Source organism: Nonomuraea sp. 3-1Str (genome assembly GCF_031570565.1).
In the GTDB taxonomy this organism is placed as follows: Bacteria; Actinomycetota; Actinomycetes; order Streptosporangiales; family Streptosporangiaceae; genus Nonomuraea.
In genome coordinates, this window is sequence record NZ_JALHBK010000012.1 from 80,570 (window position 1) to 106,319 (window position 25,750).

Consider the following 25,750-nt stretch of genomic DNA (forward strand, 5'->3'; position numbering starts at 1 on the left):
ATGGCAGGCCACTCCCGCGAGGCGGGGCGCACGGTGACGTCCAAGGTCCTCGCCATCCTCGGGGCGTTCGACGCGGCGTACCCGCGGCTCACGCTCACCGACCTGGCCCGGCGCAGCGGTCTTCCGTTGAGCACCGTCCACCGGCTGGCCGCCGAGCTGGAGGGCGGCCGTGTGCTGAGCCGCGGGCCCGACGGGCGGCTGCGGATCGGGCTGCGGCTGTGGGAGCTCGGCCGGCTCGCCGCCGGCGACCTCCAGGAGGTGGCGCACCCGTGGCTGCTGGAGCTGTTCGCCGGCACCGGCGAGAACGTGCACCTGGCCGTGCGCGACGGCGTCGAGGCGCTGTACCTCGACAAGGTCCACGGCAGGAGGGCCGTGCGGATCGTCTCCAGGACCGGCGGCCGGCTGCCGATGCACCCGACCGGCGTGGGCAAGGCGCTGCTCGCGTACGAGCCCGAGTGGTTCGTGCACGCGTACCTGGCCCGCGAGCTGGAGCGGCCCACGCCGCACACGATCACCGAGCCGGGGCGGCTGGCGCGGGAGCTGGCGGCCGTGCGGGCGCAGGGCTACGCGCTGACGTTCGAGGAGATGACGCTGGGCTCGTGCTCGGCGGCGGCGCCGGTCCTGGTGGAGGGCCGGGCCGTGGCGGCGGTGGGCATCGTGCTGTCGTCACGGCGCGCCCGGGAGCTGCACCGGCTGGTCGAGCCGCTGCGCGCGGCGGCGGGCGAGATCGCGCGGGCGTACGCCGCGACGGCCCGCCCCGGGTGAGGCCGCTCCGTGCTACCGTGCCTCGGCAAGCGCTTTCCCAAGGAGGCCATCCCCGTGCCGTCCCCCCTCCGCGTCGCCGTCGTCGGCGGCGGGCAGATCGCGAGACATGCCCACCTGCCCCTGTTCCGCGAGCTGCCGGAGGAGGTGGAGGTGGTCGCCGTCGTGGACGCCACCGACGCGCTCGCCCGCGCCTTCGCCGGCGAGTTCGGCCTGCCGTACGCCTCGGCCGACCTCGAAAGGACGCTCGCCGACACCCGCCCGGACCTCGTCGTCATCACCAGCCCGCCCGCCCTGCACAGCGCGCAGGCGGTCGCCGCGCTGCGGGCGGGCGCGTGGGTGTGGTGCGAGAAGCCGCCGTGCCTGTCGCTGGCCGAGTACGACGCCATGATCGACGCCGAGCGCGAGGGCGGGCCGTACGCGGCGATCGTGTTCCAGCAGCGGTTCGGCTCCAGCTCCCAGCACCTGCGGCGGCTGATCGCCGACGGCGCGCTCGGCGCCCCGTACGTCGCGCACTGCCAGACCACCTGGTTCCGCGACGACGCCTACTACGCCGTGCCCTGGCGGGGCCGCTGGGAGACCGAGGGCGGCGGGCCCGCGATGGGCCTCGGCATCCACCAGATGGACCTGCTGCTCGAACTGCTCGGCGACTGGAGCGAGGTGCGGGCGATGGCCGCCCGGCTGGCGCGCGACGTGCAGACCGACGACGTCACCACCGCCCTGGTCCGGTTCGAGTCGGGCGCGCTGGCCACCGTCGTCAACAGCGCCCTTTCGCCGCGCCAGGTCAGCCACCTGCGCCTCGACCTGGCCGGCGGCACACTGGAGCTGACCCACCTGTACGGCTACGCCAACGCGGACTGGACCTACACCCCGGCCGAGGGCGCCGCCGGGATCCCGTGGCCGCCGCCGCAGGACGAGCCCAGCTCCCACCGGGCCCAGTTCCTGGGCCTGCTGGAGGACCTGCGGGCCGGCCGGCGACCCCGGGGCAGCGGGCACGACGGGCGGCGGTCCCTGGAGCTGGTGACCGCCCTGTACAAGGCGGCGCTGACCGGGGCCACGGTCAGCGCGGGCGAGATCGGCCCCGGCGACCCGTTCTACCGCGCCCTGCACGGCGACGTCCCGGGCTGGCGGCCCTCCTGACTCGACCGCATCCCGGGGGCCGATGGTGACCCTCGCCTGGGCGGTCAGTCCCCGAACCTGTCGATCCGGTCCTTGAAGAGCGTGGTCGCGATGGCCGCCCGGTGCGGCTGCCCCTTGAGGAACGCCTGGGCGAACTTCTTGGCCTGCTCGTAGGTGACCTTGCCGGGCATGGGCGGCTCGTTCGGGTTCACGGCCACGTCGACCAGCGCGGGCCCGTCGTACTCCAGGGCCGCGCCGATCGCGGGCCGGACGTCCTCCGGCTTCGTCACCTTGGCGCCGAACCCGCCGCAGGAGACGGCCCAGGCGGAGAAGTCGGCCTCGGGCTCGGGGAAGCGCACCCCGTGCTCGGGGTACCCCAGCACCATCTGCTCCCACAGGATCTGGCCGAGCGAGTTGTTGTTGTTGATCACGACCTTGACCGGCAGCCCGTGGCGGGCGGCCGTCAGGAACTCGGCCATGAGCATGGCGAAGCCGCCGTCGCCCACGTACGCGATCACCTGGCGCCCCGGGAAGGCGTGCCGCATGGCGATCGCGTACGGCAGGCCGGGCGCCATCGAGGCGAGGTTGCCGGACAGGTAGAACTCCCGCCCGCCGCGGATCGTCCAGTGACGGGCGGCCCAGGTGGCGATCGTGCCGCTGTCACACGTCATGATCGCGTCGTCGGCGGCCAGGTCGTCCAGCACGGACACCACGTACTGCGGGGCGATCGGGTCACGGCCGGCGCTCTCCAGCGCCTCCATGTCGGAACGCCAGGAGGCCATCTTCTTCTGGTACGTCCGCAGGTGGGAGAAGTCCTCCCGCGGGCGCAGCAGGGGCAGCAGCGCCCTCAGCCCGTCGCGGGCGTCGCCGACCATGGGCACGTCGGTGGGCATGCGCGCGCCGGCACGGACCGGGTCGGCCTCGATCTGCACCACCCGCACCTTCTCCGGCCGGGGCAGGTACTTGGTGTACGGGTAGTTGGTGCCGACCATGAGCAGCGCGTCGGCGTCGTCCATGAGCTCCTCGCTCGGGCGGGTGCCGAGCAGACCGATGCCGCCGGTCGTGTACGGCGAGTCGTCCGGGACGACCGCCTTGCCGGGCAGCGTCTTGACCACCGGGGCGCCGAGCAGCTCGGCGACCGCCAGCACCTCCTCGCGCGCGTGCAGGGCTCCGGCGCCGACGAGCAGGGCGGGCCGTTCGGCGTTGTTGAGCACCTCGGCCGCCGCGTCGAGGTCCTCCTGGCGCGGGACGCCCGGCGGGCGCAGGTACAGGGCGGTGGACTGCGGCGCGCGCACCGGCCCGACGTGCTCGAACGGCCCCTCCCCCGCCTCGGCCACCTGGACGTCGTTGGGGATCGTCAGGTGGGCGACGCCGCGCCGGGCGTAGGCGCTGCGGACCGCGATGTCCACCAGGGCCGGGAGCTGCTCCGGGTTGGTGACCATCATGTTGTACTCGGCGACGTCCTCGAAGACGCGGTCCAGGTGGACCTCCTGCTGGTAGCCGGTGCCGAGCACGGCGGTCTCCTGCATGCCGGTGATGGCGAGCACGGGCGCGTGGTCGAGCTTGGCGTCGTACAGGCCGTTGAGCAGGTGAATGCCGCCGGGGCCGGAGGTGGCCAGGCACACGCCGATCCGCCCGGTGGCCTTGGCGTAGCCGGCCGCCATGAAGGCCGCCGCCTCCTCGTGGTGGACGAGGACGAAGCGCACCTTCTCCCGGTGGCGGCGCAGGCCCTCCATGATGCCGTTGATGCCGTCGCCCGGCATGCCGAAGACGGTGTCGACCCCCCACTCGGCGAGCCGTTCGACCAGGGATTCCGATGCGATGCGAGCCATGGCGCGGCCCCTACCCCGTTCGGGGCCCTGGCAGACGCCTTCACCGCGCCGCGGCCGGGGTCGTGTTGCCGAGTCGTTATGCCGTGGCCTCTTGCTGGGCTTTCTCCGGCCTCTGTACGGTCCTTTCGTTGCCACTTAACAACCTGTTCAATACAGCCGGCCGAGGGGTTCGATGAGCGAGTCGGAGACGGCGCGCCTGGGCGCCCGGGTCCGCGCGTACCGCGCCATGCGTCAGATGACCGTGCGCGGGCTGGCCGGCGAGGCGGGCGCCAGCCCCAGCTTCATCAGCCAGCTCGAACGCGGCCAGGCCGGCGCGAGCGTCGGCATGCTGCGGCGGATCGCGCTGGCCCTGGGCGTCACCGTCGCCGACCTGTTCAGCGAGGACGACGAGGTGGGGCACCGGGTCGTGCCCCGATCCGGGCGTCCGGAGCTGCCGGTCGGGCCGGGCGCGCGCAAGTACCTGATCTCCCAGCGTCCGCTGCGCAACCTGGAGATGTACGCCGGGGAGTTCGACCCGGGCGCCTCCACCGGGGCGGAGCCGTACACGCACGGGGACTCCCAGGAGATCCTGCTCGTGATCCGCGGCGAGGTCACGCTCTGGCTCGGTCCGCCGGACGAGGCCGCCCGGCACGTCCTCGGCCCCGGGGACAGCGTCGAGTACCGCACGTCGGTCCCGCACCGCGTGGCCAACGACGGCGAGCTCACCGCCGAGGTCCTGTGGGTGGTGAGCCCGCCCACGCCGGCCACCTGAGCCGTCTCACTCCGGCCGCCTGACCACCGTGAGCCCTCTCACCCCGGCCACCTGACCACCGTGAACCGTCCGCCACCATGGGGACATGAACCTGCACCACCCGGAGACGACACGCGCCGACCTGCGCCGGCGCCGCTCCGGCCCGCTGCCGCCCGGCGTCTCACCGGTCGGCGGCGGCCGAAGAGGAAAGCGGGAACCGATGCGACCCCACCGACATGACCGACCCGACCAGGAGACCAGAGTGACCCGCTGTTCCACCCGCCCGTCCCGGACCGAGGGGCGGCGCGCCGGCGCCGTGAGCGCCCCGTGAAGCCGGGCGTTCCGCTGACCGCCGACTTCGCCAACGGCGGCGTCTCCTTCTGGTTCCGGCAGATCGGCGCGCCCGCGCGGCGGGCGCCGCTGCCCGGGTCCCGCGACTACGACGTGGCGATCGTCGGCGGCGGCTACACCGGCCTGTGGACCGCGTACTACCTGAAGAAGGCCGACCCCGGGCTGCGCGTGGCGGTCCTGGAGAAGGAGTTCGCCGGGTTCGGCGCCTCGGGGCGCAACGGCGGCTGGCTGTCGGCCGAGTTCGCCGGGTCGCGCAAGCGGCACGCCAAGGCGCGCGGCCGGCAGGCGATGATCGACCTGCAGCGCGAGATGTTCCGGACGGTGGACGAGGTCATCGACGTGACCCGCGCCGAGGGGATCGACGCCGACGTCCACAAGGGCGGCGTCATGCACGTCGCGACCAACCCGGCGCAGCGCCGGCGGCTGCGCGCCGAGACCGCCGACCTGCGTGCCTGGGGGTACGGGGAGGACGACGTCCGGCTGCTCGACCGGGACGAGCAGCGGGAGCGGCTCCAGGTGGCCGGGACGCTGGAGGCCATGTACTCGCCGCACTGCGCCCGCATCCAGCCCGCCAAGCTCGCCGTCGGCCTGGCCCGCGTCGTCGCGGAGCTGGGCGTGGACCTGTTCGAGGACACGACCGTCACCGCGATCGTGCCCCGCCGCGGGAGCGGCAGGCCCGCGGCGGTCACCACCCGGGGCACGGTCCAGGCCGACTACGTCATCCGCGCCACCGAGGGCTTCACCGCCAGCCTCGACGGGCAGCACCGGCAGTGGCTGCCGATGAACAGCTCCATGATCGTCACCGAGCCGCTGCCGGCCGAGGTGTGGAAGCACATCGGCTGGTCGGGCAGCGAGCTGCTGGGCGACCAGGCCCACGCCTACATCTACGCCCAGCGCACGGCCGACGACCGCATCGCCATCGGCGGGCGCGGCGTGCCCTACCGGTACGGCTCGCGCACCGACGACCGCGGCGCCACCCAGTCATCCACGGTGGCGCTGCTGTGGCGGATGCTGGTCAAGCTGTTCCCGGCGGCGGCCGACGCCCGGGTGCAGCACTCGTGGTGCGGGGTGCTCGGCGTGCCGCGTGACTGGTGCTCGACCGTCCATCTCGACCACGCCACGGGCCTGGGCTGGGCGGGCGGCTACGTCGGCAGCGGCGTGACCACGACCAACCTGGCCGGCCGTACGCTGCGGGACCTGGTGCTGCGGCGCGACACGGAGCTGACGGCGCTGCCGTGGGTGGGCCGGCAGGTGCGTCAGTGGGAGCCGGAGCCGCTGCGGTGGACGGGCGTGCAGCTCATCTACGCGCTGTACCGGGCCGCCGACCGCCACGAGAACGACCGGGGCACCACGACGTCGGCTTACGCCCGCGTCGCGGATCTCATCTCCGGCCGCTGACCCGCGGGGCCCGGTCCTGCCCCGGGCCCCGCGACCCTTCTTCCCCGCCTCTCTTCCCCGTCTCGCCTTCCCGCGTTCCCCGTCCCCTTGCCGCTGGAGGTCATTCCCGGCGGGCGGGGACGGCGGCGGCCGGCCGGCGTACCGGCCGGTCCCGGCGCAGGACCGGGGCGAGGAACGTCACCGGCACCACCACCGCGGTGATCACCGCGAAGGCCGCCGGATAGGACACGCCGCCCGCGATCCAGCCGGTGACCGCCGGCGCGACCAGCCCCGACATGTACGTGATCGTCGCGACCCCCGCGATCCCGGCCCCGGGCGTCGTCCCCGCGTTGCCCGCCGCGGCGATGACCAGCGGCACGATGACCGCCACCCCCAGTCCCATGGCGGCGAACCCGGCCACGCCCGGCAACGGCGTACGGGAGGCGACCACGACGGCCCCTCCCACGACAGTCAGGACACCGCCCGCCCGGACCGCCGCCACGGGCCCCACCCGGCGGACCACCCGGTCGCCGACCAGCCTGGCTCCCGCCAGGCAGAACATGAAGATCGTGTAGCCGGCGGCGGCCGGACCGGGACCCGCGCCGGTGACCTCGGTGAGGTAGACGGCCGCCCAGTTCGCGCTGGCCCCCTCCACGAAGGTGGCGCAGAACCCGACGAGCCCGATCACCACCAGCACCCCCGAGGGGAGCGCGAACCGCCGCCCCGCCCCCTCGCCGATGCGCCTGCCGGTCTCGGCCGCCTCCCTCGCCTCGTCGGGCAGGAGGTCGCGGCCGGCCGCGATCCCGGCGCCGAGCAGCACGAGCGCGGCGCCCGCCAGGTGCAGCCGGGCGTCGATCCCCGCCTGCGCGGCCAGGGCGCCCGCCGCGCCGCCCACCAGGCTGCCCACGCCCCACATCCCGTGCAACCCGGACATGATCGAGCGTCCCACGCGGCGTTCCAGGACCACGGCCTGGGCGTTCATGGTCACGTCGCACGTCCCGGCCGCCGCGCCGTACACGAGGAACGCCGCGAACAGCCACACGGGCGCGGGCGTCAGCGCGGGCAGCGCGAGCCCCGCGCACCAGAGGCCGAGCAGGAGCCGGGTGGCCGCGCGCCCGCCGACGCGGTGCGCCAGGCGGCCGGCCAGCGGCATGCCGACGACCGCGCCGATCGGCGGGCACAGCAGGGCGAGCCCGAGGGTGCGGGGATCGAGGTGAAGGTGGTCCTGGATCCAGGGCAGGCGGGTGGCCAGGCTGCCGGCGACGGCGCCGTGCACGGCGAACACACCGGCGATGGAGCGGTGATGGCTCATGGTCGGGAAATTATCAGGCAGGCTCCCTGATGGAAATACCTATCAGGCAGGAACCCTGACTAATATCGATGCCGTGAAGAGCGCCACTCCGTCCCTGGCCCGGGCCATCAACGACCGACTGGCCCTCGACCTGCTGCTCCAGCACGGGCCGCTGACCGCTCCCCAGCTCCGCGACCTCACCGGGCTGTCACGGCCGACGGTGTCGGACCTGATCGAGCGGCTCATGGAGGGCGGCCTCATCCAGGTCACGGGCGAGTACGGCGAGGACCGGCGCGGCCCCAACGCCCGTCTGTACGGACTCGTGGCGGAGCGGGCTCACGTGGCGGGCGTGGACGTCCGCCGCTCGGCCCTCCACGTCACGGTCGTGGACATCACGGGGCACGTCGTCGGCTCGTCCACCCGCGAGATCGTTCCGGTCTCGCGGGTGGAAGCACCCGGCGCGCCGGCCCCCGGCCCCGGCGGCCTGCCTTCCGATCTGCCCGGCCTGGTCGCGGAGGCGGTCGTGGAGGCGGCGGCGGGGCGGGCTCTGGAGACCGTCGTCATCGGGGCGCCCGGCCTGGTGGACCCGCGCAGCGGCGACCTGGTCGCGCCGAACGACGTGCCCGGCTGGCGGCCGGGCCTCTCGGAGGCGGTGCGCCGGCGCCTCGGAGTCCCGGTGACCCTGGAGAACGAGGTGAACCTCGCCGCCGTCGCCGAGTGGCGGACCGGCTCGGCGACGGGCCGTGAGGACTTCGTGCTGCTGTGGCTGGACGACGGGATCGGCGCGGCGACGGTGCTGGGCGGCCGGCTGCGCCGGGGCGTCTCGGGCGGCGCGGGCGAGATCGGCTTCCTGGAGGTGGACGGCAGGCCGTACTGCGACCAGGTGGCCGCCGGGACGGCGGACGGCCTCGCCCCCGAGGTGCTGGCCGAGCGGGTGGCCAAGGGGGCGGCCGCGCTCGTCTCCATCCTGGACCCGGGGCTGGTGGTGCTGGGCGGCAAGACGGGCCGCGCGGGCGGCGACGCGCTGGCCGCCCTGGTGTCCGAGCGTACGAGAGCGCTCTCACCTGCCCCGGTGGAGGTGCGGCCGAGCACCGTGGCAGGCAACGCGGTGCTCCAGGGCGCCGTCCTGACAGCCCTCGACCTGGCCCGCGACACGGTCTTCGGCTGACCGGCCGCCGCTCGGCCCGCCTTCGCCCGACCGGAACGCGGCCAGGCACGCCAGCAGGACCAGCCCGAACGCCGGCAGCCAGGCCAGCCGGGCGACCAGCCAGGCGGGGCCGAGGGGCACGGTGTGCAGGCCCGTCAGAGGCCTGCCCGCGAGCGTGCCGAGCCCGGTGACCGCGATCATGGCGGTCTGGTGCCAGAGGAACACGGTCATCGCGGAGAGGTTGGCGAGCGCCACGACCGCCCAGACGGCGGGGCGGCGCAGTGCCCGCCGCAACGGCCCGAGCAGCAGCAGGGCCGCCCCGCACTGGGCGAGCCCGAACGTCACGGCCGCGAGAGTGGGCGGGGACTGGTTGGAGACGGGGGCGCCGGGCACCCCGACCATGGAGGCCGGGTAACCGGCCCACAGGACGAGCGCGGCGGTGGCGGCGGCACCACCGGCCGCCAACCCCCATCCCGCCCGGCGGCCCCACGTTGGCTCCCCGCCGCCGCGCGCCCACGACGCGCCCAGGCAGTACGGCACCAGCCACCCGGCGGCCACGTTGATCCAGCCGATCCAGGAGGGCCCGCCCAGGGCGAACCGGCCCAGGTCGGCGAGCGCGACGACCGCCAGCGGCCATCCCGGACGCAGCCTGACCGCCAGCGGGGTGGCCGCCGTCAGCCCGGCGAAGACCAGCAGGAACCACAGCGGTGACCACACCAGCTTGGCCAGCGCCCGCACCGTCCCGACGTCGGCCCCGGCGGCGAGCATCGCGACCGCCACCACGCCCCAGACCACCGCCACGGTGACGACCGGCCTGAACAGGCGCGCCATACGGCCACCGAGCCACTCCCCGTACGAGCGGCCGCGGGCGAGAGCGGACGCGTGGCTCCCCGCGGCCGTCCACCCGCCCACGAGGAAGAAGACCGCCATGGTCTGGAAGATCCAGGAGGCAGGGGCGAGCCATGGCATGTGCCGCAGCGGGCTGGTGACGCGAGTGGTGCCGCTGTCGATCACCGGAGCCGTCACCAGCCAGTGACCGAGCACCACGCCCAGGATGGCCAGGGCCCGCAGCCCGTCGATGCCGCGGTCGCGTCCGGCGGGCGTCCCCGCGGCGACACGCCGGACGAGGTCACGCACCGTCCACCGCCCGGACGGGGGGCAGGCCCGAGACGATGCGGGCGATGTTCCGCAGCGGGAGGGAGCCGGCTCTCAGGTAGTCGCTGTGCCCGCCGCCGCCTGCCGGGAAGACGCGGGCGCCGAACCCCGGGGAGACCGGGTCGGCGCCGAACCCGAGGACGCCGGAGGGCAGGCCGATCCGGACGTGCGGCACGCGGGCGATCCAGTCGCCGGCGCCGCGCCCCGCCCAGACCGTCGCCCGGGTGCGCAACTCGGCGGCATGGTCCACGGTCACGCCCGGGCTTCCCACCAGCACGACCGCGGAGACGTCCAGGCCGGGCGCGGCCAGGCCGCAGACCGCGCCGCCGTACGAGTGGCACAGCAGGGAGATCCGGGCGCCGGGCCGGGCCGCGCGCAGCTCCCGTACGAACGCGCGCAGGTCACGGGCGCCCCGCTCGGCGAGGCCGGAGGTCAGCGCCGACAGGCTCACGGTCGCGGGCGTCCGGTAGCCGAGCCAGGCGATGACGGCCGACCTGTCGCCGAGCTCCCCGAGCAGCCGCAGGGAGCCGCCGCGCAGGAGCCCGTACTTGTCGAGGTTCGTGTCGGAGCCGGGGACGACCACGGCGATCCGCCCGGCCGACGGCAGGTCGCCGAAGACCTCGACGGCGCGGCCGCCGTCGCGGCCGTCGAACGACAGGAACCGCCGCGCGGGGTCGGCCATGGCGCGCAGCATCGCGGCCCGCCACCGGTCGCCGTGCCGGTCGGCCGCCCGCTCGGCCGCCAGGATGCCACTCCGAGCTGCCGCGTATCGACCGGCCAGGACCTCCGGAGCGGCCCGCAGCGCGGGCAGGGGGACGGGAACGGGCGCGGGAACGGCTCCCGGGCGTGCCGCTCCGGAGACGGGCACCGCCACCGAGGCGGCGACGAGAGCGGCGAGCAGGGCCCGGCGCGCGCGGGGGGCGTCAACGTGGATCACGTGACCGACGGTGTCGCAGGGGGCGCCCGCGCCACATCGGACCACCGGTGGCATTCGCACCCGCGCCGGTAGACCCAGGTCGTACGACCCTGGTCCGATGACCGGCCCCCTGGCCCGCCGTTACGATCTGCGCATGCAGGTCACGACACCGCCGCTGCTCAAGCGGGTTCCTCCGGGGGTGTGGACGGCCCTGGCCTGGTGCGCGGGCATGGTGTTCACGTTCCTCGTACGGGTCCGGCTGCCCGGCGAGTGGTCACCCCCCGTGAGCCCCGGCAGCCTGATCTACCGGTGGGACGGTCTGATGTTCCTGGCGGTCGCCACCGCCCTCGCGCTGTCCGGCGGCGGCCTGCTGGGCCGCCGCCCGCTGGCGGCCCTGACGCTGCTGCTGGCCGCGCCCGTCCTCGCCTGCGTCCCGCTGGGCGTGGGCGAGATCCCGTTGGCCCAGTACCTCGCGGTGGACGTGGCGCTGTACGTCATCGCCGCCACCCGGCCGCGCCGCACCGGGGCCGCCGCTCTCGCCGCAGCCCTCGGCCTGCTCGCCGGCTACCTGGCCACCCGGCTGCTGCTCGGCTGGGCCGTGGGCACGTCGGCGGAGCTGGCCGTGGCCATGACGGCCGTCATCGCCTGGCTGATCGGCCGCTCGACGCACCAGGCCCGCGAGCACGCCGCGGCGCTCACCGCCCAGGCGGCGGCCCGCGCGGTCACCGACGAGCGGCTGCGCATCTCCCGTGAGCTGCACGACATGGTCGCGCACAGCATCGGCGTCATCGCCCTCCAGGCGGGGGCGGCGCGGCGGGTCATCGACACGCAGCCCGAGCGGGCCCGGCAGGCGCTGGGCGAGATCGAGAATGTCGGCCGGGAGACGCTGTCGGGGCTGCGCCGCATGGTCGGCACCCTCCGCAGCCGCCAACCGGACGACCCGCCCCAGCCATCCCCCCACACCCCGCCCCCCACCGGCCAGCCGGCATCCCACGCCCCGGCCCGTGCGACGGCGAACGATCCGCGCACCCGGGCCGAGCCAGGACCGGACACCCCGCGTGCCACCGGCCGGACGGCGCCACACGCCTCTCACGCCGCGGTCCAGCCGGCGAACCGGCCGAGGCCGGGTCTGGCGGATCTCGAACGGCTGGCCGCGACGACGACGGACGCCGGGGTCCGCGTCGAGGTGCGCTGGCTGGGCGAACGGCGATCGTTGCCCGCCGACCTCGACGTCTCCGCCTACCGCATCGTCCAGGAGGCGGTCACCAACGTGGTCCGCCACGCGGGCGTCCCCTCGTGCCAGGTGTCCGTCGAGTACCGGCCGGCCGAGCTGTCGATCGAGGTCCTCGACTCCGGCCCGGGACAGGACCGCGAGAGACGGCGGCCCGAGGGGAAGAGCTCGTCAGAAGAGAACCACACGGAAGTAGACCGCGCAGGAGATGACCGCACGGATCAGAACCGGGCGGGAGAGGGCCGCGCGGAAGAAGACCGCGCAGGAGAGGGCCGCACGGATCAGAACCGGGCGGGAGAGGGCTGGGCACGAGAAGGCCACGCGGCGAGCGGCCGCATGGGAGGGGGCGGCTACGGGCTGGCCGGGATGCGCGAGCGGGTCGGCCTGCTGAACGGGGAGCTCTCCGCCGGGCCGCGTCCCGAAGGCGGGTTCCGGGTGGCGGCCCGCCTCCCGATCCCGGCAGGAGTGCGATGACCGTCCGCGTCGTCCTGGCCGACGACCAGCCGCTGATCCGCGCCGCCCTGCGGATGGTCATCGCCGACGCCCCCGACCTCGACGTCGCCGGAGAGGCCGGGACCGGCGCCGAGGCGGTCCGGCTGGCCGAGGACCTGCGCCCCGAGGTGGTGGTGATGGACATCCGCATGCCGGGCATGGACGGCATCCAGGCCACCCGGCTGATCACGGCCGGCACCAGCGGGGCGCGGGTCGTCGTGCTGACCACCTTCGACGACGACGACTACGTCTACGGCGCGCTGCGCGCCGGCGCCTCCGGGTTCCTCGTCAAGGACATGGCGCTGGACGACATCCTCGCGGCCGTCCGCGTCGTCGCCGCGGGGGACGCGCTGATCGCGCCCAGCGTGACCCGCCGCCTGATCGAGGCGTTCGCCGACCGGCCCGAGCCCGCCCCGGCGCCGCGCTCCTTGGAGGGCATCACCGACCGGGAGCGCGAGGTGCTGACCCTGGTCGCGCGCGGCCTGTCCAACAACGAGATCGCGGCCGAGCTGGTCATCAGCGTCGCGACCGTCAAGGCGTACGTGACGCGCCTGCTGTCCAAGCTGGCCGCCCGGGACCGGGTCCAGCTCGTCATCCTCGCCTACGAGGCCGGCCTGGCCTCGCCCTCCGGATGAGCCGCCCCGCCGCCGTCGACGGGTCAGTCCCGCGCTGCCCCTGACGTCAGCCCGTCACATGCGCCTTCTCAAAACGAGTCCCAGAACGAACCCCTGCGCTCCGAGGGTGTACACCGCTCCGGCGGCTCCCGCGAAGGGGATCACCACCGCGCCCAGCGCGGTCATCGCGGCCCAGGTGAGCACCACGGCCTTCGCGCTGTCGCGCAGTCCGGCCTCCCCGGTGTTCTCCAGCACGAACATCCCCACGCTCGCCAGCGCGTTGGCGGGCAGCAGCGATGCCAGCAGGACGCCCAGCGCGACCAGCGATCGGGTCCCGGCCAGCCCGCCCGCCAGCGCCGCCCCCGCGAGCACCAGCCAGAGGCCGCTCGCCCAGACCGACGCCCGCGCGACGCGCCGGACGAGTTCTCGTACCCTGGCGGCGTCGTCGGATCGTCCGTCCGGGCCCAGGTGCACCACCAGCCGAGGTTGGTAGATCCGCTGCAGCGTGTAGACCACGGAGGTGACGAACCCCCACCCGATGGTCATCAGGTAGAGGTCGCCGCTCTGGCTCGCGTACGGGGTGAGGGACAGCTCCACGAAGAGTGTGCCGATCATCGCGCTGGCCATCACGTCGGCCGCCCCCATGAGCGCCGCCGTACGGGCCAGGATGACGCGCAGCATCGGGCGTGGCGCTCCGCTCCCGCGCGGCAGGCCGCGCACCAGCGCCAGGTTCAGGGTGATGACCAGGGCGAGCAGCCCCGCCAGGTAACCGGCGGGCGGCAGCGGCACGACGAACGCCAGCCAGGCCATGCCGATCATCCCGAGGCCCAGCAGTGCGGAGTTCACCGTGTCCCTGGCGTACCTGCCAAGGGCGCGGTGGACGGCCACGCCCAGCATCCCGCAGCCCAGGGCGACGTAGTAGGCGGCGGCCGTCAGGTAGACCGCGGGCTGGGAGCCGGGGGCGAGCAGGAGGGCGACGGCGGCGGCCACGGTGAAGGGCAGCGGGACGTACGCGACGACCGCGCGCAGCATGCCGACGAGGTGCCCGCGGGTGCGGCCGGCCCGCGGGAGGAGCGTGAGCGCCGCCTTCTCCGGGCCCGACTGGGCCAGCATGCCCAGCCATCCCGCCGCGCCCACGGCGGCCGCGTACCGGTTGAAGTCCTCCCGGCTCCACGCCGCGACCAGCACGCCGGCGGAGCCGTACATCAGGAGGCGGAAGGCGGCGCGGCCGGTCAGCAGCGTGAGGAGGCGGCGCGGGCCGATGCGATGCGCCGCGGCCGCGGTGGACCGGCCGGTCACGCCGCGTCCAGATCGGCCGCCACGGCCTCGCGCAGCGGGCGGGCGCCGCTCTCCAGACAGGCGAGCAGCGCCTGGCGGACGCGTTCGTCGCCGAACCGCTCGCGGACGCCTGTCACGGATGGCCCCTTGTCCACCCCGAACAGGGCGCGGAAGAGAGTCTTGACCTGGTCCGTGGTGTGCCAGTCCCGCGACGCGAGGAGGGCCTCGACCTCCTCGCGGGCCGGGGGCAGGGCGGGGGGCGCTGCCAGCCAGGTGGTGGACCGGCCCGCCGTGGCGAGCCAGCGCCGCACGTGGCCCACCCGTTCGAGGACGAAGTCCGCGCCGCCCAGCCTGGCGGCGGCGAGCCCGGCGTCGTAGCACGTGGCGCGTAACGCGCCGCACACCTGGGAGAACGCGGGGATCCTGGCGGGCAGCCGGTCGAGGGGGATCTCGCTGACCCGTTCGACGGTGGCCCGGGCCTGCGGAGAGCTCCTGGCCGCCGCGACGAGGGCGTCGAAGTCCTTGTACCAGCGGGCGAGCGTGACCCGGTCCGGCGCGTCGGTGGCGGGATCGCGCTCGCGCACCCACCGGACCATGCGCTCGGGCATGAACGCCGACAGGGGGTCCGCGCCGGCCGGCGCGGGCGGTTCCCGATCGACGATCGCGTCCTCGAAGAGATCTTGCGGGAAGAGGACCTCCGAGAAGAGGGCGCCGCAGGACCGGCAGGAGTACCGGGTCCGGCGCGGGCGTCTGGTGATCGGCACGGGGTCCGGGTGGCCGCACTGCACGCAGGTCATGGGGGCGTCCACGGGTCAGAAGGGTACGGCGATCGCCGATGAGGGAACCAGGTCCGCGCCGAGGGAGCGCTTGATGTCCGCCTTCCCCTTGCCGAGGACCAGTCCGGCCTTGCCCGTCTCGACGGCCCATTCGACCATCCGGACGTAGAAGTCGAAGTACAGGTGCTTGCGCCCGCCGTCTCCCGGCGGCAGCCCTCCCCAGCTGAGGCAGATGGGCCAGGTGCGGTGGTCCAGTGTCAGGCAGAGCCCGACCAGCCGCCCGCCGTCGCGGTAGGCGACCGCCACGACCTCGTCGCTGCCGACCAGTCCGTCGAAGTACGGCAGCGGCAGCGGCGCGAGCGGGAAGAGCCGGTTGCGGTACTTCAGGTCGTTCCGCGCACGCAGGGCGCAGGCCTCCGCTCCCGTCACCAGGTCGCGGGCCGGGCCGACGCGGATCGACAGACGCGAGTCGGCGGCGAGGCGCCGCGCCCAGCTCCTGAGCGAGGCCCCGCGGGTCCCGTGCAGCCGTGCGTACCACTCGTCGATGCCGGACGGGGTGGCGAGCCGGGCCAGGGGTGCGGTCGGCAGCCGGGCCTTGACCACGCCGGGCAGCTGGGCGGCCTCGCCGGGCGACACCTCGCGCCACAGGACGCCGCGCCAGCCGGGGCCCAGCGCCTGCCGGACGCCGCGCACGTAGGCGCGCAGGAGCTCGCGGCGACGCTCCGGCTCAGGGACGCCGGTGAACCACCAGCCCTTCAGGGAGCGGTTGCCGGGCGCGTGCACGTCCACGACGCCCGCGACGTCGCGGCCGGAGGCGTATGAGCCGCGGCGCGGGCGGACGCCGCGCAAGGACGCCGACACGGCGCCGACCGCGACGTCCCCTTCGCTGAGCACGGCGAGGAGCACCGGCGCCTGCGCGGCCCACGCGTAGGCCCGCAGCAGGTCGTAACGCCAGGTCACGTACTGGCCCGCGGCACGGCGCAGCTTCTCCCAGCCGGGCGGCTCCGGGTCGTGGCGGGGGTCGAGGAGTTCCAGGCGCACGTGATCGCTTTCATGGCACAACCATCAGGACGGTACGACGAGCGCCTGCCACGACGGCGGCATGTTCCGGCTCACCTCGATCCCCGAGAACACCGACGGCTCCTGCGGCCCGTGCTTCTTCGCCCAGGCGGCCATCTGGGCCAGCCCGTCGGCGAGCGGCACGGAGCCGGACCCCACCCCGAGCACGTCCCGCGCCTTCTGATGGGAGGAGTAGGCGTGGACCACCTCGTGCCGCGCCGGCAGGTGCTGGACCCGCAGGGGCGCGTCCATGGCCGTCGCCACGGCCGCGGCCAGCTCGTTCACCGAATAGGGCGTGTCGCCGCCGATGTTGAACGTCTCCCCGTACGCGTCCGGGTTCTCGATCGAGCGGGCGATCGGAATGGCCACGTCGTCGATGTGGCTGAACGCCCTGGTCTGCTCGCCGTCGCCGAAGACGGTGCACGGCTCGCCGCGCAGGATCTGGTTCATGAAGATGCCGATGACGTTGCGGTAGCGGTCACCGATGTTCTGCCGCTCGCCGTACACGTTGTGCGGGCGGAAGATCACGTACGGCAGGCCGAACATCTCGTGCGTGACCTTCAGCTCCTGCTCGACCGCGTACTTGGCGATCCCGTAGGGGTCCACGGGGGCGGGCGGCATGTCCTCGGTCATCGGGGGTTCGGCGTGGCCGTACACGGCGATGGAGGAGGTGAACACGAAGCACCGCACCGTCTGCGCGTTGACCGACGCGTTGATGAGGTTGACGCTGCCGATCACGTTGTTGGTGTAGTTGTAGCGCTTGATGAAGTGGCTCAGACCTTCGGCGGCGTAGGCGGCCAGATGGAACACGTAGTCGAAACGCCACTCGGCGAAGAGCGCGTCCACCACCCCGGCGTCGCAGACGCTGCCGTGGTGGAAGTGGGCGCCCTCGGGCACGTTCGCCGCGTCGCCTCCCGACAGGTCGTCCAGCACCACGACGCGATGACCGGCCCGCAGCAGGGCGGCGGCGACGTGGGAGCCGATGAAACCGGCGCCCCCGGTCACCAGTGACGTGTACGTCATGACGCAGACTCCTTCCCACCGGCAGACCAGGGCCGGCGCGCTGATGATGTCGGCCCGCTCGCGCGCGGGCCATGCGGGTGGAACGGCACGACGCACAAGGCCGGGCTCCTCATGCGGGCGGCGCGGCGTAGTCGGAGGTGACGAATCTGCCTTTGCCGCCCGCGCTGATCCGGACGGACTCGGCGGCGACCACCTCCAGTGGGAAGTCTCCTCCGGCCAGGCCGAAGAGCTTCGCCCGGACCGTCTCGAACACCTCCTGCCCGTCGCCGCCGCTGGGGACGATGTGCAGGCGCACCAGCCCGTCCGCGTCCTGATGGACGAAGCACTCGCTGATGCCCGGGTGGACGGCGGCCAGGTGCAGGAAGGCGTCGGGGTAGAGACGTTCCCCCGACGGGAGCGTGACGTAGTCGTTGCTGCGCCCGGCGGTGAGCCTGAGCGTGCGGAATCTCCGGCCGCAGCGGCACCGGCCGGGTTCGATCATGCCGATGTCCCCGAGGCTGTAGCGCAGGAGGGGCATGGCGCGCTCCATGAAGGCGGTGACCACCACCTGCCCCGGCTCACCGTCGGGCAGCGGCCGGCCCTGGTCGTCGACGATCTCGCAGTAGACGCGGTCCTCACCCAGGTGGGCACGGCCGTATCGGCAGTCGTAGGCGATGTTGAGCACCTCGAAGGCCGAGTACTCGTCGAAGACGGGGGCGCCGAAGCGCTCCTCGAACATCGTCCGGTGCTCCGGGAGCAGCAACTCCGATTCGGTCATGACGAGGCGGAGCGTCCGCTTCAGTCGTGCCAGCTCCGCGGGGGTGAGCTCGCGGAGCAGGGCCCGCAGGTGAACGGGATAGCCGATGAGCACCTTGGGGCGGTTGGCCAGGAGCTCGGCCTTGATCTCACGCATCGGGCGATGCGAGAGGATCACGTGGCGGCGGAACAGCTTGAGCTTCTCGAACATCCGGCCAGGAGGCGCGAACGGGCGGATGTGACTGAGCCGGTCCGTGGGCAGGTAGCGTCCCGTGGCCAGGAAACGGCGCACGCAGGCGGCCATGTGGTAGTCGTGACTGTCCTGGTCGTGCAGGACGCGGACCCGGCGGCCCGTGCTGCCGCTGGTCTGGAAGGACAGGCAGCGGTCCGGGTCCACGTCCTCGGCCAGCAGGCGCTCCAGCGGTTGCTCGCGGAGCACCTGCTTGTCCAGCACGGGCAGCTCGGCCAGCTCGGCGAGGCTGCGCAGGGGGCCGCGCGCGTAGCGCGGATCGTCCCGGTAGTACGGCACCCGCGTACGGGCCAGGCCCAGCAGCCGGTTGATCCAGCGGAGCTGGTGCCGGCGCAGCCTCTCGGCATCGCCGTACTGCCGGGCGATGCTGAGCGGGACGTAGCACGCTTCGCGGACGAGCATCGCCTACACGCTCTCCGAACCGACGCCGGCCGGCTTGCCGAAACGCGCCATCGAGCGCGCGCGCAGGCCGTCCCACCAGCGCTGCGGGCTGAAGAACACCGCCAGCGCCAGCAGCACGTGGACGGCGATGAACGCGTACGCCTCGTACTTGGTGGGCGGGTGCCCGATGAACACGGTCATGTGCGAGGCCCAGTCCCACACCGCGGGGATGGTCGCCCACTGCGGATCCGTGTGATCGTTGACCGTGAGGAAGGCCAGGTCCTCCAGGCCCGACAGCATCAGCAGCAGCATGCCGTACGCGAGCCTGCGCACGACAGCCGGCGTGCCGCCGCCCAGCCGGTAGGCCAGCACCAGGGAGATGATGATCAGCGGTGTGACCGTCAGGACGTGGTAGTACAGGCCGTAGTAGGCCTCCCTGCTCCCGTTGACCACGCCGCCGAAGTAGAAGATCTTGGGGACGAAGTACAGGAAGTACACCAGGAACATGATCGGGACCAGCCACAGCACCAGCCGGATCCGCTTGGCCCACTCCACGTCGAGCCGCGCGAGGGCCTCGGCGGCGAAGACGAAGGGCAGCAGCTTCAACAGGAAGATGCCCAGCGACTTCACTTCCCGGTCGTGCGGCAGCCCGAACCAGACGAAGGCGGCCGCCGCCACGGCGAGCGCCGCGAAGATCAGGAAGCCGAGGGGCTTTCGGGGAATCATTCAGAACCTTTCGAGTCGGGCTCGATCACGAAACGGAGGGTCCGCAGGGCCTCGTCGAGAGCGGATTCGAGCCGCATGCGCGTATCGGCGACCATGATCAGGTAACCGAGCTTGTGACCGGCCTGCGTGTAGGCACGGACATGGCCGCCCACTTCTTTGAACACCTGCACGTCCACGACCTCGGGCATCCGCTTGAGCGCGTCCAGCCCCTCGATCGCGGTGAGCACTCCGTCGACCTCGGCGGCCAGGATGCGTAACGCCGCGATCCTGCGCTCCGAGACGGTGGCGATGTCCAGGGGTTCTCCCAGGGCCAGCCGGATGGCGGCCTCGACGGTGTTCAGCCCGAACGCGTGCTGGACCAGCAGCGGCATGCCGTTGCCGCCGAGCCTGGCGCCCATCTCGATGAAGCAGATGTCGCCGCCGGGCGTCAGCACGAAGTCGAAGTTGACGGGACCGCGCGTGTGGCCGATCTCGGCGCAGATCGCGGTGACGGCCTGGCCGAGCCGGGTGTGCACGGACTCGTCGAGGTCGGCGGGGACCACATGGGAGAGACTGATCATCGCCGGTGGCCCGGTGATGGTGCGGTCGGTCACCGCCATGAAGGCCAACCGGCCGTCGGCGAAGAACGACTCCACCGCATAGTGCCGACCGGCCACCAGCTCCTCGATGATCACGTGCCCGGTGAAGGAGTGCTTCCGGGCGTACTCGATCGCCTCCGGCAGCCTGCCGGGTCCGTCGAGCACGGTGATCCCCTTGCTGCCCGAGGAGTCGGCGGGCTTGACGATCAGGGGATAGCCGATGCCCGCGGCAGCCTCGGTGAGCCGCTCCGGGCTGTCGTGCTGAACGTGGCGGTACGCGGGCAGCCCGAGCCGGTCGATGACCTCCCTGAAGAACCCCTTGTCCACCGAGCAGCGCAGCGCGCCGGGCGCGGGCTGATGGGCCGTCCGGTAGATCCGGCTCAGCTCGGCGACCGCCTCCTGGGCCGCGTCGCTGGCCGGGGAGATGACGGCCGCGACGTCGATCGGGCCCAGGACCCGAGCGATGCCCTCCGGGTCCCTGCTGGTCATGCAGAGGAACTGGTCGGCCTCCGCGGCGCCGAGCGCGTCCGGGCGCTGATCCACGCCGATCACCCGGTAGCCGAGTCGGCGCCCCTCCCGGTAGGCGGGGATCTGGTCCTCGCCACCGCCGAGCACGATGAGGTTTCTCAACTGGCGTTCTCCCAGATGTCGGCGACGGCGAAGGGCGTCTCGTAGCCGTAGAGGGCCTCGTCCGCCCGGATGGAGATGTTGGCCTCGCGGATCTGGTAGCGAGGCATGCTGATCGCCTGCACCCGCATCATCCGCACGAGATAGCGGGCGATCAGCGCGAGCATGGCGAGCGCGACCATCGCGACGACCAGGCTGGCCTCGGCGAGGTCGAAGTAGCCGAGGTGATCCGTCAACGCCAGGGACAGGACCGTCGCCCCGCCCGCGAGCCCCACGAGGGACAGCCCCATCAGCCAGGTCAGCGGCCGGTACGAGAACCCGACGAAGAGCTCGACGGCGTGCGCGAAGAGCTTGCGCAGGTTCCACTTGCCGCGCCCCTCCAGGCGCGGTTGATGCGCGGTGGGCAGCGTGGTGTAGCGGGCGCCGAGCAGCGGAGCGGTGGCCATGAAGTACGGCGTGGACAGACGGCTGTCGACGACCTTGCGCGCGACGCTGGTCCGGACGACGCGGAACACGGACGCGCCGGGCGGCAGCTCGATGCCGAGCCACCTGCGGGCGATCGTCTGATGGGCCCAGGTGCCGAACCGCCGGTACCAGGGATCCTGCCGGTTCTCGCGGACCGCGAAGACCGCGTCGTACCCTTCGAGCGCCTTCTCCAGCAGGCGGTGCATCTCCTTCGGAGGGGACTGCAGGTCGGCGTCGAACTGAACGGTCCACCGCTTGGAGGCGTACGTGAACCCGGCCGAGAACGCCGCCTCGAGCCCGAAGTTGCGGGCGAAGGAGATGTACTTCACCGCGGGGTCTTCGGCCGCGAACCGTTTGATGGCGTCCAGGGTGCCGTCGGTGCTCCCGTCGTCGACGAAGAGCAGCTCGACGTCGTCGTAACGCCGCAGCTCGGCCCGGATCTCCCGGTAGGCGCGCTCGATGCAGGCGATCTCGTTGTAGCACGGGACCATCGCGGTGATGCCGGACCGGGTGTTCGGCGCGGAGTCAGACATCTGCCGCACGACCCTTCTCTGTCGCGTCTTCACGGGCGGGGTCGAGCACCTTGACGATCTTGATTTTCCCGTTGGGCTCCGGGGCGATGTACGACGTCTGCCGTACGGTGACCTCCTGGTCGGGCAGCACGCGCCGGACCGCGGCCGCGATGTCGACGGTCACGTCGGCGCGGGCGCCGGGGGCCAGCACCGTCCGGATCTCGATCGCCCCCGGCCGGGTCTGGACCACCTGCAACCGGCTCACCTCGGGGAAGTCCTGAACCGCGAAGGTGATGAAGTCGCCGTAGAAGCGCCGGCCGTCGGCGTCCACGAGCCGGTCCTCGCTGCGGCCGATCACCTCCCGCACGATCGGCGTGCGAGCCACGCCGCACGAGCAGTCGTTCGGGGTGATCCGCACCCGGTCGCCCAGCCGGTACCTGATCAGCGGCATGGCCTCGCTGTGCAACCGGGTGACGAGGATCTCGCCCTCCCCGTCCTCGACCGAGACGGTCCCGTCCGCGTGCTCCACCTCCACGACCAGGTCGGCCGACCGCAGGTGCAACCGCCCCTCCGGGCAGGTGCGGGCGATCGTGAAGACCTCGACCGAGGCGTACACCTCCTGGTGGGCCGCTCCGAGATGGTCGAGGATCTGCGCCTGCGCGGTCGGGGTCAGCCGCTCGCCGCCGAACAGCACCGTCCGCACGCCGTCGTACCGGACGCCCCGCCGTCGCAGCTCCTCGACGACGCTGCCGATGACATTGGGGAAGCCGATCAGGAACGTCGGCCGGGCCGCCAGGAAGGCCGTCACCTGCTCGTCCAGCGTCCGGTCGGTCGGAACGTGGAAGTTGCGCAGCAACCCGAAGCGTTCCAGGGGATGCCGCAGGAACGGGCGAACCCGGAAGTAGGCGACGCGGTCGGTCAGGCGCACTCCACCGCCGAGCATGTCCTGCAGATAGGTGGCGCGGAGGTAGCCGAGGTCCCGCTCCGAGTTGCGGATGGTGATCGGGATTCCCGAGGAGCCGCTGGTGGTGGCCGCGCGGGTGTTCTCCGGGGTGAAACCGGCCGCGAGCAGCTCGCCCGGCGGCAGCTCACGCAGGTCCTCGCGCCTGAGCACGGGGAACGCGGACAGGTCCTCGGCGCTCCGCAGGCCCTCGACCAGCGAGGCGTCGAAGACGCGCCGGTAGTGGGGGACGTCCTGGTAGGCGTGCCGTACGAGGGCGCGGAGCAGCCGGGACTGGATGTCGCGCTGCTCGGCGTGGCTCAGGCGCTCGCGCCGCCGGACGGCGGCCAGGTGATAGGCGACCGGCGCCAGGTTGATCGTGGATCGCAACCGGCTCACAAGGCTCCCCCCGTCGTCATCTCAGACGAAGGTGTTCTGGTCGTGAACGAGCAGCCAGCGCTCGTCGCGGCGGGTGAAGTACAACGTCAGGTAGTACTTCTTCTGGTATGGCGTGCCCTCGGGGTCGAGGTCGTCGTAGAGCACCGACAGCACGGCGAACGCGGCGTCACCCATGGTCTCGGCCCTGACGGTCTCGGTCCTGATCGACCAGTCGGAGTCGTCGAACCAGGCGGCGTGGAAGTCGGCGATGGCCTGCTTGCCGTCGAGCAGGGTGCCGTTCGGCAGGATCACCGACGCGTCCGGATGGACGGTCGCCAGGAACCCGTCGAGGTCGCGTGTGTCGATCGCCTTCAGATGGCCGGCGAGTGCCTGTGCGAAGTCCATCGCTCCGTCCCCTGTGTGAGATGGTCACCGGGCCGCGCCGGCCCCGCGCTGCGGGACCGCATCACAGCCGAACCGCCTTCATCCGGTTCCACAGGTGCGGATGCTCCTGGAACCAGGCGATGGTCCGCCGCAACCCTTCCTCGACGGGAATCTGCGGCTCCCAGCCCAGCCGGTCTCTGGCGAGCGTTATGTCAGGACGGCGCACCGACGGGTCGTCCTGCGGCCGGGGTACGAACGTGATCTCCGACGCCGAACCGGTCAGCACCTTGATCCACTCGGCGAGCGCGAGCATGGACAGCTCATGCGGGTTGCCGATGTTGACCGGGCCGTCCAGGTCCGAGTTGAACAACCGGACGATGCCTTCGACCAGGTCGTCCACGTAGCAGACGGATCTGGTCTGGCGGCCGTCGCCGGACACCGTGATCGGCTCGCCCAGCAGCGCCTGCCTGATGAACGTGGGAATGGCCCGCCCGTCGAACGGCCGCATTCTGGGGCCGAAGGTGTTGAAGATCCGCAGAATCGCGGCATTGACGCCGCGGGCCCGCCGGTAGGCCGTGGTGGTGGCCTCGGCGAAGCGTTTCGCCTCGTCATACACACCGCGGGGGCCGACCGCGTTCACATTGCCCCAGTAGCTTTCCGGCTGCGGGTGGACCAGCGGATCGCCGTAGGTCTCGGAAGTCGAGGCGAGAACGAACCGCGCCCCTTTGTCCTGAGCCAGCTCAAGCGCGTTGAACGTGCCGTTGGAGCCGACCCGGAGCGTGTCGATCGGCAGCCGGAGGTAATCCACCGGTGAGGCCGGCGAGGCGAAGTGCAGCACGGCGTCCACCGCCCCGGGGATGATGAGGTGCTCCGACACGTCGGTCCTGACCAGCCGGAAGCGGTCCTCTGCCATGAGGTGCTCGATGTTGCCCACCGACCCGGTCAGGAAATTGTCCACGCAGATGACGTGGTAGCCCTCGCCGAGAAACCGTTCGCATAAGTGTGACCCGAGGAATCCGGCTCCGCCGGTGATGGCGACGACGGGGCGGCTCATGGAGAGCCGCCGGCTTGCTCAAGATAGGCAGGTAAATGGCACGACAAGTAGACTTCCCTGGTTACTTTTTATGTGCGGTCACGCCGCACGAACATCCCCGTGTGCCGCTGAGTGAGCATTCTTCACTGCCCGCAGAAGTGCATGACACCAACGTTTCAGTGAGCGTAAGCCCGACATGATCACTGCGTCAAGGACATCAACATCATCCTTATTGCCCGGCCCTTTTCCGCCACCCGCGCAAATGCCAGGGAATATCGGGCGGCCCCCTACCTGCGGTTTCCTACGGCCGACCGCTTTTCGGACGGCCCGGTAACCTCATTTCGGCGCGGTCCGGTCATTCCGGTCAGGTCAGTGCCACGGGTCGTAGTCGACCTCCAAGGGCTCCTGGGGTGGCCGCTCCGGCTCCGGGACGTGCTGGAGGTTGACCCGGACGCGATACCACACGCTGCTGCGCCCCCGCATGCCGTCGACCAGGATGTCGGCGGGCTCCAGCCGGGCCGCCGCCTCCGGGTGGCGGGACTTCCACCGCTCGAACCCCGCCAGGGCCTCGTCCTTGTGCTGGGCCTTGGCGATCTCGATGACCGGGACGACCTGGCGCCTGCGGCCCGTGCCCTTGGGGGGCTTGGGAGCGGGACCGAGCGACTCGGCCAGCTCCAGCAGCCCGTCGAGCGAGCCAGGGTGGAGGTCCATGCCGGCCCACGGATCGCCCTGCTCGGCCAGCCGCCGCGGCACGGTCTCGACGGTGAACAGCTCCGGACGGCACCCCGGCACCTCGTCCCAGGTCAGCGGCGTGGACACGCGGGCGTCCTGAACGGCGCGAACGGAGTAGGCGGAGGCGACGGTGCGGTCGTAGGCGTTCTGGTTGAAGTCGACGAAGACACCGTGCCGCTCCTCCTTCCACCAGCGGCTCGTGGCCACGTCGGGAGCCCGCCGCTCGACCTCGCGGGCCACGGCCTCGGCCGCCCGGCGCACCTCGGCGAACGTCCACCGCGGCTCGATGCGGGTGTAGACGTGGAAGCCGCGCGAGCCGGACGTCTTGGGCCAGGCGGTCAGGCCGTGGTCGGCCAGCACCTCCCGGGCGACCTGGGCGGTGGCCAGCACGTCGTCCCATGGGACCCCGGGCACGGGGTCGAGGTCGATGCGCAGCTCGTCGGGGTGGGCGAGGTCGTCCGCGCGGACGGGGTGCGGGTTGAGGTCGACGCAGCCGAGATTGACCACCCAGAGGAGCTGGGCCAGGTCGCCGACCACGACCTCCTCGGCGCTCAGCCCGGACCGGTAGCGCAGCTCGGCCACCTCGATCCAGGGAGGCCGCTTGGCGGGAGCCCGCTTCTGGAAGAACGCCTCCTCCTCGATGCCGTGCACGAACCGCTTGAGGATCATGGGGCGACCGGCCACCCCGCGCAGCGCCCCCTCGGCCACGGCCTGGTAGTAGCGCACCAGGTCGAGCTTCGTGTGGCCGCTCTTCGGGAAGATCACCTTGTCGGGGCTCGTGACGGTGACCCGCCGCCCCGCGACCTCGATGTCGGGCATGGGCCAACCCTACGCAACACCCCCGACAATCCCCCGG

The 25,750-nt window shown here is 72.8% G+C and carries 23 protein-coding genes; 7 read left to right on the forward strand and 16 right to left on the reverse strand.

The features are described from left to right. Complete coding sequence (locus tag MTP10_RS20430; RefSeq protein ID WP_310711085.1) at positions 1-765, forward strand: IclR family transcriptional regulator; 765 nt, start codon at positions 1-3, stop codon at positions 763-765. 54 nt (positions 766-819) lie between these two features. Beyond that, entirely contained in the window at positions 820-1,902 is a 1,083-nt protein-coding gene (locus tag MTP10_RS20435; protein WP_310711086.1) for a Gfo/Idh/MocA family oxidoreductase, read from the forward strand. Positions 1,903-1,946: 44 nt separating this feature from the next. Here the strand turns inward: MTP10_RS20435 and MTP10_RS20440 are convergent, their stop codons facing one another. Beyond that, the gene (locus MTP10_RS20440; protein WP_310711087.1) at positions 1,947-3,713 is read right to left on the reverse strand and encodes a thiamine pyrophosphate-dependent enzyme; all 1,767 of its coding nucleotides are present in this window, start codon (positions 3,711-3,713) and stop codon (positions 1,947-1,949) included. 172 nt (positions 3,714-3,885) lie between these two features. Here MTP10_RS20440 and MTP10_RS20445 point away from each other — a divergent pair, with 172 nt between their 5' ends. Beyond that, positions 3,886-4,464, forward strand: a complete 579-nt coding sequence (locus tag MTP10_RS20445) for a cupin domain-containing protein (protein WP_310711088.1) — start codon at positions 3,886-3,888, stop codon at positions 4,462-4,464. Positions 4,465-4,770: 306 nt separating this feature from the next. Next, positions 4,771-6,192 carry an FAD-binding oxidoreductase gene (locus MTP10_RS20450; RefSeq protein ID WP_310711090.1) on the forward strand — a complete coding sequence of 474 codons (1,422 nt, stop codon included), beginning with the start codon at positions 4,771-4,773 and terminating at the stop codon, positions 6,190-6,192. A gap of 100 nt (positions 6,193-6,292) precedes the next feature. Here the strand turns inward: MTP10_RS20450 and MTP10_RS20455 are convergent, their stop codons facing one another. Continuing rightward, a complete protein-coding gene (locus MTP10_RS20455; RefSeq protein WP_310711093.1) occupies positions 6,293-7,483 on the reverse strand; it encodes an MFS transporter in 1,191 nt (396 codons plus the stop codon). Between the two features lie 73 nt (positions 7,484-7,556). Here MTP10_RS20455 and MTP10_RS20460 point away from each other — a divergent pair, with 73 nt between their 5' ends. Then, complete coding sequence (locus MTP10_RS20460) at positions 7,557-8,630, forward strand: ROK family transcriptional regulator (protein ID WP_310711094.1); 1,074 nt, start codon at positions 7,557-7,559, stop codon at positions 8,628-8,630. Here the strand turns inward: MTP10_RS20460 and MTP10_RS20465 are convergent. Beyond that, complete coding sequence (locus tag MTP10_RS20465) at positions 8,523-9,746, reverse strand: acyltransferase (protein WP_310711095.1); 1,224 nt, start codon at positions 9,744-9,746, stop codon at positions 8,523-8,525. The genes MTP10_RS20460 and MTP10_RS20465 overlap by 108 nt on opposite strands. Beyond that, the gene (locus MTP10_RS20470; RefSeq protein WP_310711096.1) at positions 9,739-10,701 is read right to left on the reverse strand and encodes an alpha/beta hydrolase; all 963 of its coding nucleotides are present in this window, start codon (positions 10,699-10,701) and stop codon (positions 9,739-9,741) included. The genes MTP10_RS20465 and MTP10_RS20470 overlap by 8 nt, the downstream gene beginning before the upstream one ends. 97 nt (positions 10,702-10,798) lie before the next feature. Here MTP10_RS20470 and MTP10_RS20475 point away from each other — a divergent pair, with 97 nt between their 5' ends. Further along, complete coding sequence (locus MTP10_RS20475) at positions 10,799-12,385, forward strand: histidine kinase (protein ID WP_310711097.1); 1,587 nt, start codon at positions 10,799-10,801, stop codon at positions 12,383-12,385. Continuing rightward, positions 12,382-13,038 (forward strand): response regulator transcription factor, encoded by a 657-nt coding sequence (locus tag MTP10_RS20480; RefSeq protein WP_310711098.1) that lies wholly within the window; start codon positions 12,382-12,384, stop codon positions 13,036-13,038. Before MTP10_RS20475 ends, MTP10_RS20480 begins: the two co-directional genes overlap by 4 nt. Positions 13,039-13,092: 54 nt before the next feature. On the opposite strand, the gene MTP10_RS20485 is transcribed toward MTP10_RS20480, so the two are convergent. The 12 genes from MTP10_RS20485 to ligD all read right to left on the reverse strand — a co-directional run bounded on the left by MTP10_RS20485 (position 13,093) and on the right by ligD (position 25,713). Continuing rightward, entirely contained in the window at positions 13,093-14,316 is a 1,224-nt protein-coding gene (locus MTP10_RS20485) for a hypothetical protein (RefSeq protein WP_310711099.1), read from the reverse strand. Next, on the reverse strand, positions 14,313-15,104 hold the full coding sequence (locus tag MTP10_RS20490) for a hypothetical protein (RefSeq protein WP_310711100.1): 792 nt from the start codon (positions 15,102-15,104) through the stop codon (positions 14,313-14,315). The genes MTP10_RS20485 and MTP10_RS20490 overlap by 4 nt, the downstream gene beginning before the upstream one ends. 3 nt (positions 15,105-15,107) lie before the next feature. Beyond that, positions 15,108-16,112, reverse strand: a complete 1,005-nt coding sequence (locus MTP10_RS20495; RefSeq protein ID WP_310711101.1) for a hypothetical protein — start codon at positions 16,110-16,112, stop codon at positions 15,108-15,110. 24 nt (positions 16,113-16,136) lie between these two features. Continuing rightward, positions 16,137-17,153: an NAD-dependent epimerase/dehydratase family protein gene (locus MTP10_RS20500; protein WP_310711102.1), complete on the reverse strand. Its 1,017-nt coding sequence runs from the start codon at positions 17,151-17,153 to the stop codon at positions 16,137-16,139. 109 nt (positions 17,154-17,262) lie between these two features. Next, positions 17,263-18,540, reverse strand: a complete 1,278-nt coding sequence (locus tag MTP10_RS20505) for an AMP-binding protein (RefSeq protein WP_310711103.1) — start codon at positions 18,538-18,540, stop codon at positions 17,263-17,265. 3 nt (positions 18,541-18,543) lie between these two features. Further along, on the reverse strand, positions 18,544-19,245 hold the full coding sequence (locus MTP10_RS20510) for a hypothetical protein (protein ID WP_310711104.1): 702 nt from the start codon (positions 19,243-19,245) through the stop codon (positions 18,544-18,546). Next, entirely contained in the window at positions 19,242-20,453 is a 1,212-nt protein-coding gene (locus tag MTP10_RS20515) for an ATP-grasp domain-containing protein (protein WP_310711105.1), read from the reverse strand. The genes MTP10_RS20510 and MTP10_RS20515 overlap by 4 nt, the downstream gene beginning before the upstream one ends. Beyond that, the gene (locus MTP10_RS20520) at positions 20,450-21,448 is read right to left on the reverse strand and encodes a glycosyltransferase family 2 protein (protein WP_310711106.1); all 999 of its coding nucleotides are present in this window, start codon (positions 21,446-21,448) and stop codon (positions 20,450-20,452) included. Before MTP10_RS20520 ends, MTP10_RS20515 begins: the two co-directional genes overlap by 4 nt. Continuing rightward, positions 21,441-22,766, reverse strand: a complete 1,326-nt coding sequence (locus MTP10_RS20525) for a hypothetical protein (RefSeq protein WP_310711107.1) — start codon at positions 22,764-22,766, stop codon at positions 21,441-21,443. Before MTP10_RS20525 ends, MTP10_RS20520 begins: the two co-directional genes overlap by 8 nt. A gap of 21 nt (positions 22,767-22,787) precedes the next feature. Beyond that, a complete protein-coding gene (locus MTP10_RS20530; RefSeq protein ID WP_310711108.1) occupies positions 22,788-23,150 on the reverse strand; it encodes a nuclear transport factor 2 family protein in 363 nt (120 codons plus the stop codon). 61 nt (positions 23,151-23,211) lie between these two features. Continuing rightward, positions 23,212-24,183, reverse strand: coding sequence for a UDP-glucuronic acid decarboxylase family protein (locus tag MTP10_RS20535; RefSeq protein ID WP_310711109.1), 972 nt, complete (start codon positions 24,181-24,183; stop codon positions 23,212-23,214). A 348-nt stretch (positions 24,184-24,531) separates the two neighbouring features. Further along, entirely contained in the window at positions 24,532-25,713 is a 1,182-nt protein-coding gene (gene ligD, locus MTP10_RS20540; RefSeq protein WP_310711110.1) for a non-homologous end-joining DNA ligase, read from the reverse strand. Positions 25,714-25,750 lie beyond the last annotated feature (37 nt).